Source organism: Mesorhizobium waitakense (assembly GCF_056431085.1).
Genome location: NZ_JBWKME010000204.1, coordinates 13,386 through 30,863, shown reverse-complemented (window position 1 = coordinate 30,863; position 17,478 = coordinate 13,386). Strand labels below are relative to the sequence as shown.

General features: G+C 64.1%; 14 protein-coding genes. 9 read left to right on the top strand and 5 right to left on the bottom strand.

Translation table 11 applies throughout. The annotated features are described in order from the left end of the window. Position 1: 1 nt before the first annotated feature. Positions 2–688, top strand: coding sequence for a thiol:disulfide interchange protein TlpA (tlpA, locus tag AC07FD_RS37225; protein WP_478353888.1), 687 nt, complete (start codon positions 2–4; stop codon positions 686–688). On the opposite strand, the gene AC07FD_RS37220 is transcribed toward tlpA, so the two are convergent. Together AC07FD_RS37220 and AC07FD_RS37215 are read right to left on the bottom strand one after the other, a co-directional pair. Continuing rightward, a complete protein-coding gene (locus AC07FD_RS37220) occupies positions 685–3,123 on the bottom strand; it encodes a putative bifunctional diguanylate cyclase/phosphodiesterase (RefSeq protein ID WP_478353887.1) in 2,439 nt (812 codons plus the stop codon). The two genes, tlpA and AC07FD_RS37220, sit on opposite strands and share 4 nt — an antisense overlap. Before the next feature lie 234 nt (positions 3,124–3,357). Further along, positions 3,358–4,398: an endonuclease/exonuclease/phosphatase family protein gene (locus AC07FD_RS37215; protein ID WP_478353886.1), complete on the bottom strand. Its 1,041-nt coding sequence runs from the start codon at positions 4,396–4,398 to the stop codon at positions 3,358–3,360. 244 nt (positions 4,399–4,642) lie between these two features. On the opposite strand from AC07FD_RS37215, the gene AC07FD_RS37210 reads away from it, so the two are divergent. The 5 genes from AC07FD_RS37210 to AC07FD_RS37190 all read left to right on the top strand — a co-directional run bounded on the left by AC07FD_RS37210 (position 4,643) and on the right by AC07FD_RS37190 (position 9,946). Further along, positions 4,643–5,995, top strand: a complete 1,353-nt coding sequence (locus AC07FD_RS37210) for an extracellular solute-binding protein (protein ID WP_478353885.1) — start codon at positions 4,643–4,645, stop codon at positions 5,993–5,995. Between the two features lie 157 nt (positions 5,996–6,152). After that, positions 6,153–7,037, top strand: a complete 885-nt coding sequence (locus AC07FD_RS37205) for a carbohydrate ABC transporter permease (RefSeq protein WP_478353884.1) — start codon at positions 6,153–6,155, stop codon at positions 7,035–7,037. 7 nt (positions 7,038–7,044) lie between these two features. Then, on the top strand, positions 7,045–7,959 hold the full coding sequence (locus AC07FD_RS37200; RefSeq protein ID WP_478353883.1) for an ABC transporter permease subunit: 915 nt from the start codon (positions 7,045–7,047) through the stop codon (positions 7,957–7,959). 14 nt (positions 7,960–7,973) lie between these two features. Further along, complete coding sequence (locus AC07FD_RS37195; RefSeq protein ID WP_478353882.1) at positions 7,974–9,074, top strand: sn-glycerol-3-phosphate import ATP-binding protein UgpC; 1,101 nt, start codon at positions 7,974–7,976, stop codon at positions 9,072–9,074. 62 nt (positions 9,075–9,136) lie between these two features. Further along, entirely contained in the window at positions 9,137–9,946 is an 810-nt protein-coding gene (locus AC07FD_RS37190; RefSeq protein ID WP_478353881.1) for a phosphodiesterase, read from the top strand. A gap of 45 nt (positions 9,947–9,991) precedes the next feature. Here AC07FD_RS37190 and AC07FD_RS37185 read toward each other — a convergent pair whose 3' ends face one another. The 3 genes from AC07FD_RS37185 to AC07FD_RS37175 form a co-directional block, all read right to left on the bottom strand. After that, complete coding sequence (locus AC07FD_RS37185; protein WP_477228408.1) at positions 9,992–11,074, bottom strand: ABC transporter ATP-binding protein; 1,083 nt, start codon at positions 11,072–11,074, stop codon at positions 9,992–9,994. Next, positions 11,071–12,651, bottom strand: a complete 1,581-nt coding sequence (locus AC07FD_RS37180) for an ABC transporter permease (RefSeq protein ID WP_478353929.1) — start codon at positions 12,649–12,651, stop codon at positions 11,071–11,073. The genes AC07FD_RS37185 and AC07FD_RS37180 overlap by 4 nt, the downstream gene beginning before the upstream one ends. A 174-nt stretch (positions 12,652–12,825) precedes the next feature. Further along, on the bottom strand, positions 12,826–13,833 hold the full coding sequence (locus tag AC07FD_RS37175) for an iron ABC transporter substrate-binding protein (protein WP_478353880.1): 1,008 nt from the start codon (positions 13,831–13,833) through the stop codon (positions 12,826–12,828). Between the two features lie 205 nt (positions 13,834–14,038). Between AC07FD_RS37175 and AC07FD_RS37170 the strand changes: the two genes are divergently transcribed. The 3 genes from AC07FD_RS37170 to AC07FD_RS37160 all read left to right on the top strand — a co-directional run bounded on the left by AC07FD_RS37170 (position 14,039) and on the right by AC07FD_RS37160 (position 17,467). After that, positions 14,039–14,590: a sigma-70 family RNA polymerase sigma factor gene (locus AC07FD_RS37170; RefSeq protein WP_457150780.1), complete on the top strand. Its 552-nt coding sequence runs from the start codon at positions 14,039–14,041 to the stop codon at positions 14,588–14,590. Between the two features lies 1 nt (position 14,591). Then, the gene (locus AC07FD_RS37165; protein WP_478353879.1) at positions 14,592–15,230 is read left to right on the top strand and encodes an NrsF family protein; all 639 of its coding nucleotides are present in this window, start codon (positions 14,592–14,594) and stop codon (positions 15,228–15,230) included. A gap of 257 nt (positions 15,231–15,487) precedes the next feature. After that, positions 15,488–17,467 (top strand): PAS domain S-box protein, encoded by a 1,980-nt coding sequence (locus AC07FD_RS37160; RefSeq protein ID WP_478353928.1) that lies wholly within the window; start codon positions 15,488–15,490, stop codon positions 17,465–17,467. Positions 17,468–17,478 lie beyond the last annotated feature (11 nt).

Below are 17,478 nucleotides of genomic sequence, written 5' to 3'. Positions count from 1 at the left end.
AATGGCAGACGGTAATAGATTCTTCCCGGCCCCGCGCCTGATCCTCGCCGCTTTGGTGGCGGGCGTGCTGGCCGGCGCGGTCGCGGTATATGTCAGCGAGAGCCGGTCTGGCAACAACGCCGAGCGCCAATTGGCTCTCGGCGACAGCAAGGACGATGTCGCCTGCGCCGCCAAGGGCGACCGTGCCAGGAAGGTGGCGGCCGCGGCCACCGGCGAGGTCGCTGCACTGCTGCCGGCCGATCCGCCGCAATCGTTGAAGACCCTTGCCTTCAATGGGCCGGACGGCAAGCCGATGACGCTCGCCGACCATGCCGGCAAGACGGTGCTGCTCAATCTGTGGGCGACATGGTGCGCGCCGTGCCGCGCCGAAATGCCGGCTCTCGATGCGCTGCAGAAGGAAAAGGGCAGCGACGCCTTTCAGGTGGTCGCCGTAAATGTCGATGCCGGCGACGATGTGAAGCCGAAGAAGTTCCTCAGTGAGACAGGCGTCAAGACGCTCGGCTACTACCGGGATTCGACGATGGCTGTGTTCAACGATCTCAAGACGCGCGGCCTGGCGCTCGGCCTTCCCGCCACCATGCTGATCGACGGTGAAGGCTGCCTGATCGCCCACATGAACGGCCCTGCCGAATGGTCGGGCCCGGACGCAAAGCGGCTGGTCGAGGCCGCGCTCCAGCCCGAAAGCTAGGCTCTGTCCACACTCAGTGCAGGCGCGGGAGCGAAGGCCAGGACGCTTCTGTTGCGCTGGCCAGCCGTGTCGTTGCTGACGCGGGGTGCGTCGACACCGGTCAGCTCGCCGAACTCCTCGATCAGGCCAGGCCTGCCGATATAGTAACCCTGGCCGATCTCGCAGGCTTCGGCATCCAGGAATTTCAGCTCGCCGAGCGTCTCGACACCCTCCGCCAGAACCGGCAGTCCGAGGCCGCGCCCGAGCCCCAGTACGGCGCGCACGATCGCCGCGACCTGGCCGTTCTTGTCGACGGATTTGATGAAGGAGCCATCGATCTTGATCTTGTCGAAGGGAAAGGCGCGAAGGTTGGAGAGCGAGGAATAGCCGGTTCCGAAATCGTCCATGGCCACCCGCACGCCCAGCGCCTTGACCTGCCGCAAGGTCGCCAGCGCGCGCGGCATATCTTTCACAAGCGCCGTCTCGGTGATCTCAAGTTCCAGCCTGCCGGGCGCAAGACCGGAATTCAGCAGTGTTTCGTGGACCTTGCGGCTGAAATTCGGATTGTGAAGCTGCACCGCGGAAACGTTGACGGCCACCGTCAGCGGATTTTCCCAGCGGGCGGCTTCCTCGCAGGCCGCCGTCAGTACCCATTCGCCAATCTGGCCAATGGCTCCACTGTCTTCGGCGATCGGGATGAATATGGTCGGGGGCACGTCGCCGCGCGTCGGATGCCGCCAACGGATCAGGGCTTCGAAGCCGACCATCTTTCCGCTGCTGATCTCCTTCTGCGGCTGGTAGACGAGGTAGAACTCCTTGCGCGCGACAGCCTGTCGGAGTTCGTGCTCCATCACGCGCTTGTCGCGCGCCTCGGCCCCCATCGAGGCCTCAAAATAGCGGTATGTGTCCCTGCCTTCGGTCTTGGCCCGGTAGAGTGCCGTATCGGCGTGGGTTATCAGGCTGGCCTGGTTTTCGGCATCCGACGGAAATAGCGCAATGCCGACGCTGGCCGACACGAGACCACCGCCGACCGAGAGCCTGTTTTCTTCGCGCATTGCGTTCAGCACGGCGTTGGCGATGCGGCCGGCCTCCAACGGGTCGGTCAGGTTTGGGGCGATGATGGCGAATTCGTCGCCGCCCAGCCGCGCAACCATCTGTCCTTGGCGAAGGACGCCGGTGACGCACTGCGCAACCTTCTGCAGCATGGCGTCGCCGGCGCCGTGCCCGTAGAGATCGTTGACCTCCTTGAACCGGTCGAGATCGAGCAGCAGAAGCGCCAGGTGGCCGGTTTTCCTGGCCCGACCCATCGCGTCGATTTCCATCTCGAGCCGGCCGGAAAAGCTGCGGCGATTGGCAAGGCCGGTCAAGGGATCGAAATGCGCAAGGCGCAGGATTTCCTGTTCCGCCTTCTTGCGCTCGCGAATGTCGCGGACCGCAATCACGTTGTGAGGCTTGCCACAGTAGTCGATGCTCCTGGCGATCAGCTCGACGGGAATGCCCGCGCCGTCGTGGCCCCTCAATTCGGCCTCCTGCGGCTGCTCGCCGAAGCCGGGCATATCGGACCCGAAGAGATCGCCAAGCTGCATCCCGTTCCGCGTCGCGGTTGCCGTGCCCGTCAGCTTCGCCATGCTGTCATTGGCGCTGATGACGCGGTTGCCGTCGCAGACGATCAGACCCTCCACGGCAGCATTGGCCAGACCGTGCATGCGGTCGGCCTCGAGCTTCTGGCGGCGGAAGCGCAGATCGATCCAAAGTGCGGTGCCCGAGAGAACAAGGATCACCAGGCTGGCGGCCGCCACGGCAAAGGCCTGCGAAGTGGGCGCGATCGTGTATGGCGATATCTCGATCGAGGAATCCGGAACGATCGACACCGCGCCCATCGCGATGAAATGCAAGGTGCAGATCGCCAGCGTCAGCAGCACCGCGCCGCCCAGTGTCGCAGACAGCGATGGGCGACGCAGGACAACCAAAAGCGCCAGCGCGGCGAGCGTTACCCCTGCCAGCAAGGAGACCGCCACAAGCAGCGGGTTCCATTCGATCCGGCCCTGCACCTCGAACGCCGCCATGCCGATGTAGTGCATGGTGGCAATGCCACCGCCCAGGATGGCGCCGCCGACGAGATAGTGGTCGAGCCCGTTGCGCAACGTGGCGACCCACATGCCGGCCGCTGTCAGGACAACGGCGGCGGCAAGCGAGAGCACGGAGAGTTCCGGATTGTAGGCGTTTGGTATACCCGGCGTGAACGCAAGCATGGCGATGAAATGCGTCGCCCAGATACCGAAGCCGGTCGACGCCGCCGCAATCATCAACCAGGCAAGCCGGTTTCGGTTTGTCGACCGGCCGACATGGTGAAGCAGGTTGACGGCAGAAAAGGAAGATATTCCACAGATCAGAGCGGCGAGTGCCACCAGTCTCAAATCGTGTTCATTGACGATACAATTGTAGACCGTCAGCATCTTCTCTCACCTGATCTATCGGGAATAAACAAGGCAATAGCATTGATTAGCCCCTTGGTGGTTGAAGGATCGATTAAGTACGCTGCAACCCTGACATGCTTTACCGGGTGAGGCGCGGCCGCGTGGGATCGGCCCGTCGTTCGGGTGGATGCGGTTTCAGAGGGCCGGAAGTGGCGCAGGGGCCGGCCAACCGACCGCAGATCGAGGTCCATGAATCTGAGAGACTCCAGCCCGTCACGCGATGCGAACCGTTACAACGAGTGCCTCGTGATCGGAACTCGGCCGGCCATCCGGCAGCAGGGCCGGAAGAATGGCGGGAGCGCTCGCGACGAGGCCGCATGTGAAGAACCAGTCGATGTGGCCGATGGGAGTGGGATCACCAGCCTCGAGTCGTTGGGTGGGCAGGTCGAGCCTGTTGGCGGTCTTCCAGTCGTACCCGCGTGCGGCGAGGATCGCGAACAGCGGTTCGTGCGGCTCGACATCGATCAGCCGGTTGGGCTCGGCGGCGATGCGGGCCGCCCAGGCCTGGGGATCGTCGTGGCGGTCCTCATGGCTGGCCGTCAGCGTGTTGAAGTCGCCGCCGAGCAGCACCGGTGCCTGCGGATCATATTTGTCGATGGCATCGAGGAGGTGGCGTGTCTGGCCGGCGCGGCCGGCGGGATCGGTGCGGTTTTCGAGATGCACCGAGACCACCGTCACCCGGCGGTTGCCGACCTGCACCTGGCCACCGATCGCCATGCGTCCGCCGATACGTGGCTGACCGCGCTCCGGCAGGAACCAGCCGCCGGCGGCGTCGAGACGCACCAGGAATGGACGAAGCAGTGGAACCGCGCTGATGACAGCATTGCCGTGAAAACCTTCGGCATTGGATGTGTCGCCGGTTGCCGACCGTTCCGCCGCGTTGCCTGTGCCGAGCTCGACGAACTCGACGCCATAGGCGAAGGCATGGCCGAGCCGGTCGGCGAGGGCGCGCAGCGGATGGCCGTTGCCGGAGCGCGCCATGCCTTCATCGACCTCGGACAGCAGCACAACGTCGGGAGACTGGCCGATAAGCGTCGCCGCGACGGCGTCGGCGTGGCGGAGCCGCTCGACGTTCCAGGCCACGACGGTGAGCGTGTCGCCGGCGCTTTCGCGCGAGGCCCTGCCGCCGATCTCGATCTGACCCAGTGCGGGAATGGCGGCAGCGAGGCGCAGATGAGTGGCGCTATCACGCGGCCCCTCGCGCATGGCCTCGCGGTCGGCGATCGGCACATGTGTGAGCTGCGAGACAAGCATTTCGTCTATCCATTTTTAGCCGGTTAACGACGTGGGCCTTTACGCCAGTTTTCGACGCCCTAGGTACCTAGGGCGCCGATATGACGTTTTCATTTCATGCCGGCGCAAGCCGTCGAGGGAGGAGAGATTGGCTGTCCACAGGCCTGAAAAGGCACAGCAGAACTGTCACATACTTTCTCTATGAGACGGCCCGGGACCTGCGCAACGATCCTTGAAACGAGCCACTCAACAGGGAATGAGATTCATGTCGATGATCAAAAATGGCCTGGCGGCTCTTGCCGCCGGCGCAATCAGCGTTTCCATGGCGCTGCCAGCGGCCGCCGCGCCCACCAAGTTCGATTTCTGGTTCGGCCTTTCAGGCGACCTCGCACGTGTCGTCGACACGCTGTGCAAGAACTTCAACGCCTCGCAGTCCGACTATGAAGTCGTCTGCACCAGCCAGGGCAACTACGACGCCACGCTGCAGAACACCATCGCCGCCTTCCGCGCCGGCAAACAGCCCGCCATCGTCCAGGTCTATGATGTCGGCACCGCCACGATGATGCTGTCGGGCGCCTACAAGCCGGCCGACAAGCTGATGGAAGAAAATGGCTACAAGATCGACTACGCCGACTATTTCCCCGGCATCGCGCGCTACTACGCAACGTCGAAGGGCGAGATGCTGTCGTTCCCGTTCAATTCCTCGACGGCGCTGCTGTACTGGAACAAGGACGCCTTCGCCAAGATCGGCAAGACCGAAGCGCCGAAGACCTGGGAAGATGTCGGCGCCGACCTGCAGGCAATGAAGGACGCCGGCTACGAATGCCCGATGGCTATCAACATCTCGGCCAATGAAAGCTGGCAGCTGATGGAGCAGTTCTCGGCCATCCACAACCAGCCGATCGCCACCAAGAACAACGGCTATGACGGCCTCGACGCGCGTCTGGAGGTCAACAAGACCAAGTTCGTCCAGTACGTCACCGACCTCAAGAAGTGGTATGACACCGGCCTGATCAAGATCAAGTCGAAGGACCTCGGCCAGGACATGGTCCAGGCTTTCGCCTCGGGCACCTGCCAGGTCATCATGACCTCGGTCGGCGACCACGGCACCGTCGGCAAGACCCAGAAGGAAGGCATGAACTGGGATGTCGCCGAACTGCCTGCCTACGCCGGCACCCAGCGCAAGAATTCGCTGGTCGGCGGCGCTTCGCTGTGGGTGCTCTCGGGCAAGTCGGACGCGGAATACAAGGGCGCGGCCGCGTTCCTCAACTTCATCCACGATCCCAAGACCGCACTGTTCTGGTCGACCAACACCGGCTACATCCCGGTGACCAAGTCGGGCTTCGACTACATGAAGTCGAGTGGCTTCTACGACAAGGCGCCCTTCAAGGGCCGTGAAACCGCGATCGCCAGCCTGACCGCGTCCGAGCCGACCGAAATCACCCGCGGTATCCGGTTGGGCAATTTCACCCAGATCCGCGCCGAGTTCGGCACGCAGATACAGGCGATCTTCGCCAACAAGGTCAGCGTCCAGGAAGGCCTCGACACGCTGGTCAAGAATGGCGATGCCATCCTCGACCGCTTCCAGCAGACCTATCCGGGCAAGACCCTGCCCTGATCTCGCATCTACGCGGCCGCCCGCCGGTCTTGTCCAGGCATGATCTCTTCCGAAAACCGTTTCCACTTTCGGGATCATGCTTGGGTCGACGGGCGGCCATTTCGTAGACTAGTCTCCCTTTGCTCTAAGCTAGCTGTTAAGCGGCGTCGGCGGACCGATGGAAAAACGCGTTACCTTCAGCAGTTGGACAATCGGCATCCTTTTCGCGGTGCCGCAGCTCCTCTTGATCTTCACGTTCTTCTACTGGCCGGCCGGTCAGGCGGTCTACTGGTCGCTAACGCTGCAACAGCCCTGGGGCGGCGGCAACATCTGGGTCGGGCTCGACAATTTCCGCTCGATCCTGTCTAACGCCGATTACTGGAACTCGATCACCGCCAGCCTGGTCTTTGCCGGGATCAGCACCGGGCTTGCGATGTTCATCGCGCTCGTGCTCGCGGCGCTGACCGACCGGCAGCTCGCCGGCTCGCGCTTCTATCGCGTGGTGCTGATCTGGCCCTACGGCATCGCCGCTCCGGCGCTGGCAATGGCGTTCCGATTCATCCTGGCGCCGGAAGCGGGCTTCATGGCCGTCGTCAACCAGGTCTGGCCCGGCTTCTGGGACCCTGGCCTTGATGGCGCCGACGCCATGGCCTCGATCATCATCGCCTTCTCCTGGAAATATGTCGGCTATAATTTCATCTTCTTCCTCGCCGCGTTTCAAGCCATTCCGCGTTCGCTGATCGAGGCGGCGGCGATGGACGGCTCGGGCGTCATGGGGCGTTTCCGGGACATCCAGTTCCCGTTGATCACGCCGACGATCTTCTTCCTGCTGGTCATCAACATCACCGAAAGCTTCCAGGATTCCTTCGGCATCGTCGACATCATGACCTCGGGCGGGCCGGCCAACGCCACCAACCTGATGGTCTACAAGATCTATTCCGACGGCTTCAAAGGGCTCGATTACTCGGGTGCCGCCGCGCAGAGCATCATCCTGATGCTGCTCATCATCGTGCTGACCATTTTCCAGTTCCGCTTCATCGAGCAGCGTGTGCACTACAGGTGAGGCTGATATGGTAGAGCGCACCCCTTTCCTCAATTTCTTCACGCATGTGATCCTGTTCGTCGGCTTCGTGCTTTGCATCGCGCCGTTCGTGGTCGTCACCATTGCCGCGTCGCATAATCTCAAGGATGTCAACGACGTGCCGATGTCGCTGCTGCCGGGCAGCGACTTCTGGCTCAACATCAAAACGGCCTGGACGACCGCCGACCTTGGCCCCAAGCTTCTGAACAGTTTCATCATGGCCGCCGGCGTCGCGGCGGGCAAAGTGATGATCTCGGCGCTCACCGCCTTCTCGATCGTCTATTTCCGCTACCCCGGTCGCACCCTCATCTTCTGGCTGATCTTCGTCACTCTGATGCTGCCGCTGGAGGTGCGCATCGTGCCGACCTATGCAGTGGTCGCCAACGTTCTGTCGCCCTATCAGACCATCCTGGATTTGACTGGTCTGAGCTGGCTCATCGAGAAAGTCTCGGGCGTGCAGGTTTCGCTCAGCCTCGGGCTGCTCAACTCCTATTCCGGACTTATCCTGCCGCTGATCGCGACGGCAACCGGCACCTTCCTCTACCGGCAGTTCTTCCTGACGGTTCCCGATGAGCTGACCGAGGCCGCACGCATGGACGGCGCCGGTGCCCTGCGCTTTTTCATCGACATCCTGCTGCCGCTGTCGCGCAACAACATGGCGGCGCTTGGAACCATCATGTTCCTATGGGCATGGAACCAGTATCTGTGGCCGCTGCTCATCACCACCGACCAGTCGCATGCGACAGCGGTCACCGAGTTGAAGCAGCTTATCCCCAATGTCGGCGGCATCCCGGAATGGAACATCGCCATGGCCGGAACGCTTATCGTCATGCTGCCGCCGCTGATAGTCGTGGTCGCCATGCAGCGCTGGTTCGTGCGCGGCCTGATCGCCACCGAAAAGTAACAAGGAGACGGCCAATGGCCTCCATCACCATTCGCGACGTCAAGAAGAGCTACGCCAAGTCGCAGGTCGTGCACGGCGTCGACCTCGACATCACGTCGGGCGAGTTCGTCGTCATCCTCGGGCCGTCCGGCTGCGGCAAGTCCACTTTGCTTCGCATGATCGCCGGGCTGGAGGATATCTCCGGCGGCACGATCGCGATCGACGGCACCGTCGTCAACAAGCTGGAACCGCGCGAGCGCGGCTGCGCCATGGTGTTCCAGAATTATGCGCTCTATCCGCATATGAGCGTGGCGCAGAACATCGGCTATTCGCTCAAGGTAGCTGGTGTTCCGGCTGCCGAGCGTACGCAGCGCATCCAGGCGGTTGCGCGTACGCTGGAGCTCGAACATCTGCTCGACCGCAAGCCGATGGCGCTTTCCGGCGGCCAGAGGCAGCGCGTCGCCATGGGCCGCGCGATGATCCGCGAACCCAAGGTGTTCCTGTTCGATGAGCCGCTGTCCAACCTCGACGCCAAACTGCGGGTCCAGATGCGCTCGGAGATCCGCAAATTGCATCGCCGCTTGAACGCCACCTCCGTGTTCGTCACGCATGACCAGGTCGAGGCGATGACACTGGCCGACCGGCTGGTGGTGATGAATGGCGGACGTGTCGAACAGGTCGGCACGCCCGGTGAGGTCTACAGCCGTCCGGCCAGCCGTTTCGTTGCCACCTTCGTTGGTGCGCCGGCGATGAACATGCTCGAAGGCACGGTCGAGCTCGACGGGCTTTCGCTGCTGGGCGGCAGCCGGCGCCTTGCCGTTCAACGCGCCGGTCTGGCTGTCGGCACGCAGGTGGCCGTCGGCATCCGGCCGGAAGCCGTCCGTCTGGTGGCGCCCGGCACGGCAGGCGCGCTCAACGCCACGGTCGACCTCGTCGAGGAACTGGGCGCTGGACGGGTCATCTATGTCGATCTCGACGGCGCGTCGTTCTCCGTCATGACTTCGGAGGCCGTCCACCCCGAGCCGGGGAGCACTGTCGGTCTGCGGTTTTCGCCGGATGACTTGCATTTCTTCTCGTCGGACACGGGAACCCGTCTCGAGGTCTTCAAGGCCTCGGTGCCGGAGCCAGCACTCTGATTTCTGAAGGCAGTCACTGTCGCCGATGACGGGGCAGGCGGTGCTGGCAAAACGGTCGTGCGATGAAAATAATCCAGGTCACCGATGTCCATCTTGGCCGGCAGGGCGAGCGCCGCTATGGCGTGGACCTGCATCAGCGATTGGCTTCATGCATCGCGCACATCAATGCGCATCACGCCGACGCGGCGCTTTGCGTCTTCACTGGCGACCTGACCGAGACCGGAGCGCCCCAGAGCTATGCCGATCTCAGGACAGCCCTGAATGCGCTGTCGGTGCCCTGGCGATTGCTGCCGGGGAATCACGACCGGCGAGCCAATCTTGCCGCGGCGTTTCCTGAAGTTCCGGTCGATGAGAACGGCTTCGTGCAGTCGGCTCATCAAATGGCCGACGAGGTGCTGCTGTTCCTCGACTGCCTGGCGGAAGGACGCATCGAAGGCGAATTGTGCGAAAGGCGGCTTGCCTGGCTCGACGCCCGGCTCGAGGAGACAGCCGGCAGGCCCGCCTATGTCTTCATGCACCATCCGCCGGTCGCGCTCGGGCTGCCGCAGCTCGACCCGCTGGCGCTCGAGCAGCCCGAACGCTTCCTCGGCCTCCTGCGGCGCCGTGGCAATGTCCGCCACATCTTCTTCGGTCACGTCCATCGCGACATCGCCGGAACGGTCGCCGGCATTCCGTTCTCGGCGCAGCGCGGCCTGCATGCAAGGTTCGCGCTCGCCCTCGACAGATCGAGCGAGATCGTCGAGCAGGCGCCACCCTCCTACGCAGTCATCCTCGTCGACAGCGCCAACGGGCGCGTGGTCGTGCATGGTTGCGATTTTCTCGAACAATGGCCGATCTATTCCGGCGAAACCGGCGAACGCATCACGGCGTGAGCCTGCTCGCCGCGTTGAGGCACAACGTCGCCAGCGTTCGACCGTTCAGGCGAACACATGCGCCGTTCCCGATACGGTCAGCCGGACGATCTCGCCGACCGCCGGCGCGTCCATGCCGGATTTGCGCAGGATCAGCGGCGTGTTGCCGATCGCGGCGGCGTCGGGCGGATCGGCGCTGTTCAGAAGCCGCACCGCGACCGTGCACATCGAGCCGGCGAATTCGGACTCCGTCACTTCGCCGAACAGCATGTCAGGGGTGCCCGACATGCCTTCGCGCGATGTCCTCTTCAAGGCAATCTGCTCCGGCCGCAGCATGATGCGGACAACATCGCGGCTGTCCGACGTATCGACGGCGATGCGGCCGAGCGGAGAATTGGCGAAGCCGCCTGATATCTTGGCCGGCAGGATGATGGCATCGCCGAGGAACTCGGCGATCATCCTGTCCTTCGGCTTGAGATAGAGCTCGCGCGGCGTACCGACCTGCGAGAACTTGCCGTCGCGCATCACCGCCACCTGGCTGGCGAAGGACAGCGCCTCGGCCTGGTCGTGCGTCACCAGGATGGTGGTGATGCCGGCCGCCTCCAGGAGTTCGGCCACGGCCTTGCGCATGGAGGCGCGCAGGCCGGTGTCCAGGGCCGAGAACGGCTCGTCGAGAAGCATCAGCCGCGGCTTCATCGCCATGGCGCGGGCCAGCGCCACGCGCTGCTGCTGGCCGCCGGAGAGTTGATGGGGGCGGCGTTTGAGGATCGCCTTGTCGAGCCCGACAATGTAGGCGAGTTCGGCGATGCGCTCGGCGCGCTTGTCCTCGCCGCGACCCATGCCGAAACCGATATTGTCGCCAATGGTCAGGTGCGGGAACAGCGCGCCGTCCTGCGCCACCACGCCGATGCCTCGACGATGCGCCGGCACCGCGCTGCCGTCCTTGGCCAGCACCTCGCCGTCGAGCGTGATGCGACCCTGGTCCGGCGCCTCGAAACCGGCGATCAGCCGCAGCAGGGTCGTCTTGCCGCAACCGGACGGGCCGACGATCGCCGTGCGGCTGCCGCTGACGACGCTCAGATCGACGCCGGCAAGTGCCGCAACCGGGCCGTAATGCTTGTGCAGGCCGCTGATTTCGAGAAAGCTCATCGTCCGGCCATCCGTTTCGACTGGACATAGAGCAGCCAGGTCAAGGGGAGCGACATCGCCACCATGATGAAGGCGTAAGGGGCGGCCGAGGCATAATCAATCTCGCCGCTGTACGACCAGAACGCCATCGCCAGCGTGCGGGTGCCGTTCGGCGCCAGCATCTGGGTGGCGGTCAGTTCGTTCATGATGCCGAGCGCCACCAGCGCCATGCCGGCCGCGGCACCTGGCGCCGACAGGCGGATCGTTGTCGACCACAGCGCCTGCAGCGGCGGCCGGCCGAGACTGGAAGCAGCGCGTTCGAGTTCGACCGGCGCCTGCGCGATCGATGCGCGCAGGCTGACCAGTGCGCGCGGCAGGAACATCAGCGCATAGGCCACCAGGATGGTGAAAAGGGTCTGGTAGAGGGGCAGGGCGATGCGCACGGTGATGGTGACCAGCGCCAGCGCGATGACGACCCCCGGCAACGAGCCGACGATATAGTTGCAGCCCTCCAGCAGGCGCTGCAATGGCCCGGGCGCGCGGATCGAGATCCAGGCCATAGGCATGGCGGCGACGGTGGCGAGCAAAGCGCCGGCGACCGCCAGGAACAGTGTCTGACCGAGCGCCAGGCGGATCTCGTCAAAGCGCCAGACGGCGGTGCCGCCGGCGGCAAGCCAGCCGCCGATGGTGACGAAAGGCACGCCAAGCGCCAGCAGCGTGGTGGCGACAAGCAAGGCCAGGCACGGGATGGTGGCGCGGCCGAGGGGCGCGCGCTGCTGGTGTCGTGCGGCGCCGGAACCAACGCGCGCATAGCGCTCCTCGCCGCGCACCAGCACTTCGAGGCCCAGAAGCACGAAACAGCAGCTCACCAGCACGCCGGCCAGCATGTTGGCGGCCGGCCCGTTGAAGGTCGACTGGAACTGGTCGACGATCGCCGTGGTGAAGGTGTCGAAGCGGATGAAGACATAGAGGCCGTACTCGGCCAGCAGATGCAGCCCAACCAGCAGCGAGCCGCCGCATATGGCAAGCCTGAGTTGCGGCAGCACGACGCGCCAGAATACGCGCCATGGCCCAAGGCCGAGCGCTGCCGCGGCGTCCTCGAGGGCGGGATCGAGACGGCGCAATGCCGCCGACACCGGCAGATAGAGGAACGGGAAATAGGCGATGACGGAAACCAGCACGCCGGCCCCCAGGCCGTGCAGCCTGGGTACCATGGTGATCCAGGCGTAGCTGTGCACAAAGGCCGGAATGGCGAGCGGCGCCACGCACAGCCAGGCCCAGAGCCGGGCGCCAGGCAGGTCGCTGCGCTCGGTCAGCCAGGCCAGCGCCACCGACAACACGACGGCGATCGGCACGGCCAGCAACACCAGCAGGACAGTGTTGACAAGAAGCTCGCCGACACGCGGCCGGAAGACCAGCGCCGAGACGGTTTCCCAGCCGGTCTGCACCGCGGTCCAGATGATGAAGGCAAGCGGCAGCAGCGCCAGCAGCGAAACGAAGATGGCGGCGATGACCAGCCAGGGTGCCGCGCGTCGCCGAGCCCTTCGGCCTGTGCCCGCAGGCAGGCCCGAGCGCGCGAGATCGACCGCAGACTGCATCAGGTCAGACGCCGTGCCGGTGCCGTCCAGCGGCAGCAGTTGAAGGACCGCAATTGCGGTCGGGAACACAGCGTGTCGTCATCGACGAATGCCATCTCGAAAAACAAAATCACTCCCGCGGAAGGCCAATTCCCGCGGGAGCGTGGTTGGTTGTCCTTTTAGGAGGAATGGCAACTAAAGCAAGCCGGCTGCCGTCATCAGGTCGGTGACCTTCTTGGAGTTCAGCGTCGTGGCATCGACCTTGGGTGCCTGCAGATCGTCCAGCGGCACCAGCTTCGGATTGGACTCGGCGCCCTTGCCGACCGCGTATTCGAAGGAATCGCCGGTCTTCAAGATCTCCTGGCCGCCCTTGCCGGTCACCCACTTGAGGAACGCCTGGGCTTCCATCGGATGCTTGCTCGAGGCCAGCACGCCGCCGCCGGAAATTGAAACGAACGCGCCCGGATCCTGGTTCTTGAAATAGTGCAGTTCGACATTCTTGCTGTTTTCGCCGGTCTTGGCCTGATCGCCGAAATAGTAATAGTGGTAGATCACGCCGCCTTCGATCTCACCGGCATTGACCGCCTTCATCACCGTGCTGTTGCCCTTGTAGGCGGTGAAATTCGTCTTCATCGCCTTCAGCCAGTCCGCCGTGGCGGCCTCGCCCTTGAGCTGCAGCAGCGCGCTGACGATGGCCTGGAAATCGGCGCCCGACGGCGAGGCGGCCCAGCGACCCTTCCAGCTCGGATCGGCGAGATCCAGCATCGACTTGGGCAGCTGGTCGGCCGTCAGCTTGGTCTTGTTGTAGGCAAAGACGGTGCTGCGTGCGGCGACGCCGACCCATTTGCCGCTGGCCGGCTGATAGTCGTTGGGAACTTGCGCCAGCGTGTCGGCGTCGACCGGCGCGAACAGGCCGGCACTTTCGACCAGCGCCATGGCCGGCGAGTTTTCGGTCAGGAATACGTCGGCGGGCGAGGCCGCGCCTTCGGCGACGATCTGGTTGGAGAAGTCGCTGTCGCCGCCATTGCGGACTGTGACCTTGATGCCGGTTTCCTTGGTGAAGCCTTCGGCCCACGCCTTGGTCAGGTTCTCGTGCTGGGCATTGTAGACAATGATGCCATCATCTTCCGCCATCGCTGGTCCGGCGATCAGGCTAATTGCCAGCGCGGTGGCGCCGACGAGGGTGGAGAGAGCATATTTCATGGCATCGTCCTCGGATTTCGGGGTCTTGCGTCTGTGACGGCTGCACCTATCAATACCTGACAGGGATAGTCAACATTGTCTTGCCGATTTTGATCGAGCGCCGAGGCGCAAACTTTCGTGATTTGCCGGTAATTTGGCTTGGACATTATTTCGCCGGCCACGTAACAAATCACCGCCGAGACGCGAAAATCGGGGAGTAACTCTTGTGACCGGCAAGGATGAGGCCGAGCTTTCCCGGCTGATGCGGGCCGCGATCGCGGGAGATGAAAAGGCTTACGCCGACTTTCTGCGCCGGATTGCCGCGCTGGTTCGCGGTTTTGTCAGGCGCAAGATCGTGCAGGGCGGGGTCGATCCCGAGGATGTCGTGCAGGAAACCTTGCTGGCCATTCATGTGAAACGACATACCTGGCGCCAGGATGCGCCGGTGTTGCCGTGGGTCTATGCGATCGCCCGCTTCAAGCTAATCGACGCGTTCCGGCGGCGCGGACGACGCATCGAGATCGATGTCGACGATATCGCCGAGACCTTCGCCGAACCGGAACAGGAGAGCGTCAGCGAACGCGATATCAACCGGGCATTGGACGGCCTGTCGCCGGCACAGCGTTCCGTGGTTTCGGCCGTGTCGGTGGAGGGGCGGTCAATCGGCGAGACGGCGGCTAAGTTCGGCATCAGCGAGACGGCGGTGCGCGTGTCGCTACATCGGGGACTTGCCGCGATAGCCAAGCGATTCGGGCAGGGGCGATTCGGGCGGGAATGACATGAGGACGGACGATCTCATCAAAGCGCTGGACGCCGATGCCCGCAGCAAGGCGATGCCGCTGCAATCGGCCTGGTGGATGGCCGCCGGTGCGGCGGCGGTTATCGCGGCTATCGTTTTCCTGCTGACGATCGGCCCGCGCCCCGATTTCATGGTCGCCGCGCACACGATGCGCTTTCTCTCCAAATTCGTCTTCACCATCGTGCTTGCCGTCAGCGCCTTTGCCCTGATCCGCGCGTTGTCGACACCCGGTGCGCCGACCAGCAGGGCAATGGCCGGGATGATCGCCGCGCCGCTGTTGGTAGCCTTGGCCGTGGTTCTTGAGCTGCTTGCCGTGCCCGAGGCCGACTGGGGCACAAGGATGGTCGGCTCCAACATGATGATCTGCATGGGTTTCATTCCGCTGATCGGCATTGGCCCGCTTGCCATTTTCCTGTGGATGCTGCGCTACGGCGCGCCGACACGGCCGGTGCTTGCCGGTGCGGTCGCGGGCCTGCTCGCGGGCGGACTGGCGGCAACCTTCTACGCCGCGCACTGCTTCGACGATTCGCCGCTTTTCGTCGCCACCTGGTACACGATAGCGATTGCGTTCCTCGCGCTGCTTGGCGCGCTCGGCGGGCGGTTTTTCGTGCGCTGGTAGTGCGGCGCCGGAGCAGTTCACGGAAACGCCGAACCGCTCCATCTTTTTTGTTTGACGCAATTCCGGACGGAAAACCGCTTCACACTTTTCCTGGAATTGCTCAGTCGCGCCCCATGCACACCGATCCTTAATCATGCCGGCAATTGTTTGTCGATTACCGATCGCGCCGGCATGCCGCACGCAACCATTCCTTAAAATCGATCCGCCAAGGTCGGCGCGACAACATGCGTTTGCGCACGGGGGTGGCACGTATCGTGATGGGGCGAGGATTGACCGGCCGAAGATCTTTTGGGCACGCAGGGTTGGCGGTGCTCGTGGCCGGCCTCAGCGTCGTGGCGGCCTCGATCCTGCTGTCGCGACTGGATCCCGGCACCGAGGCGCTGAAGCTCTGCATGCAGGTTTCGGTGGCGGTGGCGGCGGGTGCGCTTTGCCTCGCAGCCCTGTTCATCCGCCGGATCAGCAAGGACGGCCGGCAGATCGCGGAGAGCGAGCAGCGCTTTCGCCGCGCCATGGAGGATTCCGCGATCGGTATCGCCGTTGTCGGCCTCGACGGGCGCATTCTCGAAACCAATCCGGCCTTCGCCGCCATGCTCGGCTACAGCCGCGAGGAGATCGAGGCGTTGACCTTCTTCCAAATCACGCATCCCGACGATATCCAGATCGGCCGGGAAACGATGGCCGGTCTGAAAGCGGGCACGGTCAATTCCTTCCACTTCGAGAAACGCTATCTCAGGAAGGATGGCACACCTGTCTGGGCGCATCTTGCGGGCTCCGTCATCCGCGACGAAAGGAGCGGCCGTCCGCTCTATCTCGTCTCGCAGATCGAGGACATCAACGCGCGCAAACAGGCCGAGGCGCGCATTGCCGAAGCGGAAACGCGCTGGAATTTCGCGCTTGCAGGCGCCGGCCAGGGCGTCTGGGATCTCGACATGCGCAAGGGCGGGACGACCTACTCGGAGACCTGGGGCAAGATGCTGGGCTTCGAGGATGGCGAACTCGACGGCGATCCCAACCGCTGGCTGGCGATGATCCATCCCGACGATCGCGAGACCGTCGCCGAGGCGGATCGCGCCCATCTCGACGGCACCACGCCCTACTTCGAAGCCGAATTCAGGATGCGCCACAGGGATGGCCACTGGATATGGATCCTCGACCGCGGCAAGGCCATCGAGCGTGACGAGGAGGGGCGGCTGGTCAGGGCCATCGGCAGCCTGACCGACATCACCCGGCGCAAGGAAGCGGAAGCACGCCTCACCGTATCGGCGGCGATGCTGGCCGATGAGAAGGAGCGGCTGAGGGTGACGCTGCAGTCGATCGGCGATGCCGTCATCTGCACCGACGCCGCAAACCGCGTCACCTTCATGAACCCGGTCGCCGAAAAGCTGACCGGAGTTGCCGGCGGCGAGGCCCTCGGCAAGGTGCTTGGCCATGTCTACTGGGCGGTCGACGAGGAGACGGGGCACCGGATCGGCGTCACCCGGCCGACCATCGGCGGCCAGGCGCCCGCCGACCAGAACAGCCGCGCCGTCCTGATCCGGCGCGACGATACGCGCTGCAGCATCCGCCAGGTGGTGTCGCCGATCATCAACGAGCGGAACGAATTCTGCGGACTGGTCATCGTCTTCCAGGACTTCACCGATGCGCGCGCGCTGCAGCGCCAGCTTGCCCATGCGGCCGCGCATGACGCACTGACCGGCCTTGCCAATCGCTCGAGCTTCATCCGCGCCATGGAGGAGCTGGTCGATCAGGCGCGCAAGGACGGCACCTCGGGCAAAGGCAGCGGACATCAGTTCATGTTCATTGACCTCGACCACTTCAAACTGGTCAACGATACCGGCGGCCACGCAGCCGGCGATGCCTTGCTCAAGCGGGTTGCCGAGGCGGTTCGCGGCGTGCTTGGTCCCGAAGACATCGTCGCGCGCCTGGGCGGCGACGAATTCGCGGTCGTCCTGAAATCGGGTTCGGCTGCCGGCGCCAAGATCGCGGCGCGATCCATCATCGATGCGATACGCGGCCTGGACTTCGCCTGGGATGGCCGTCCTCACGTGATCGGTGCCAGCATCGGCCTGGCTGCGATCGGCGCCAGTTGCGGCGAAGTCGACGAGATCATCGCCAGGGCCGACGCCGCTTGCTATGCGGCCAAGGCGGCCGGCCGCGGCTGCGTTTCCGTAGCGCCGGACGGCGACGTCATGGACGACAGGATGGAACCGCCCGAGCCGCTGGCCGCGGCCTCCTGATCCGACCCAAG

Coding starts and splice junctions, on each gene's coding strand:
- AC07FD_RS37190 (WP_478353881.1), top strand. CDS start 9,137: ATGAAAATAATCCAGGTCACCGATGTCCATCTTGGCCGGCAGGGCGAG.
- AC07FD_RS37200 (WP_478353883.1), top strand. CDS start 7,045: ATGGTAGAGCGCACCCCTTTCCTCAATTTCTTCACGCATGTGATCCTG.
- AC07FD_RS37195 (WP_478353882.1), top strand. CDS start 7,974: ATGGCCTCCATCACCATTCGCGACGTCAAGAAGAGCTACGCCAAGTCG.
- AC07FD_RS37175 (WP_478353880.1), bottom strand. CDS start 13,833: ATGAAATATGCTCTCTCCACCCTCGTCGGCGCCACCGCGCTGGCAATT.
- AC07FD_RS37220 (WP_478353887.1), bottom strand. CDS start 3,123: ATGCTGACGGTCTACAATTGTATCGTCAATGAACACGATTTGAGACTG.
- AC07FD_RS37185 (WP_477228408.1), bottom strand. CDS start 11,074: ATGAGCTTTCTCGAAATCAGCGGCCTGCACAAGCATTACGGCCCGGTT.
- AC07FD_RS37160 (WP_478353928.1), top strand. CDS start 15,488: ATGGGGCGAGGATTGACCGGCCGAAGATCTTTTGGGCACGCAGGGTTG.
- AC07FD_RS37210 (WP_478353885.1), top strand. CDS start 4,643: ATGTCGATGATCAAAAATGGCCTGGCGGCTCTTGCCGCCGGCGCAATC.
- AC07FD_RS37165 (WP_478353879.1), top strand. CDS start 14,592: ATGAGGACGGACGATCTCATCAAAGCGCTGGACGCCGATGCCCGCAGC.
- AC07FD_RS37180 (WP_478353929.1), bottom strand. CDS start 12,651: ATGCAGTCTGCGGTCGATCTCGCGCGCTCGGGCCTGCCTGCGGGCACA.
- AC07FD_RS37205 (WP_478353884.1), top strand. CDS start 6,153: ATGGAAAAACGCGTTACCTTCAGCAGTTGGACAATCGGCATCCTTTTC.
- tlpA (WP_478353888.1), top strand. CDS start 2: ATGGCAGACGGTAATAGATTCTTCCCGGCCCCGCGCCTGATCCTCGCC.
- AC07FD_RS37215 (WP_478353886.1), bottom strand. CDS start 4,398: ATGCTTGTCTCGCAGCTCACACATGTGCCGATCGCCGACCGCGAGGCC.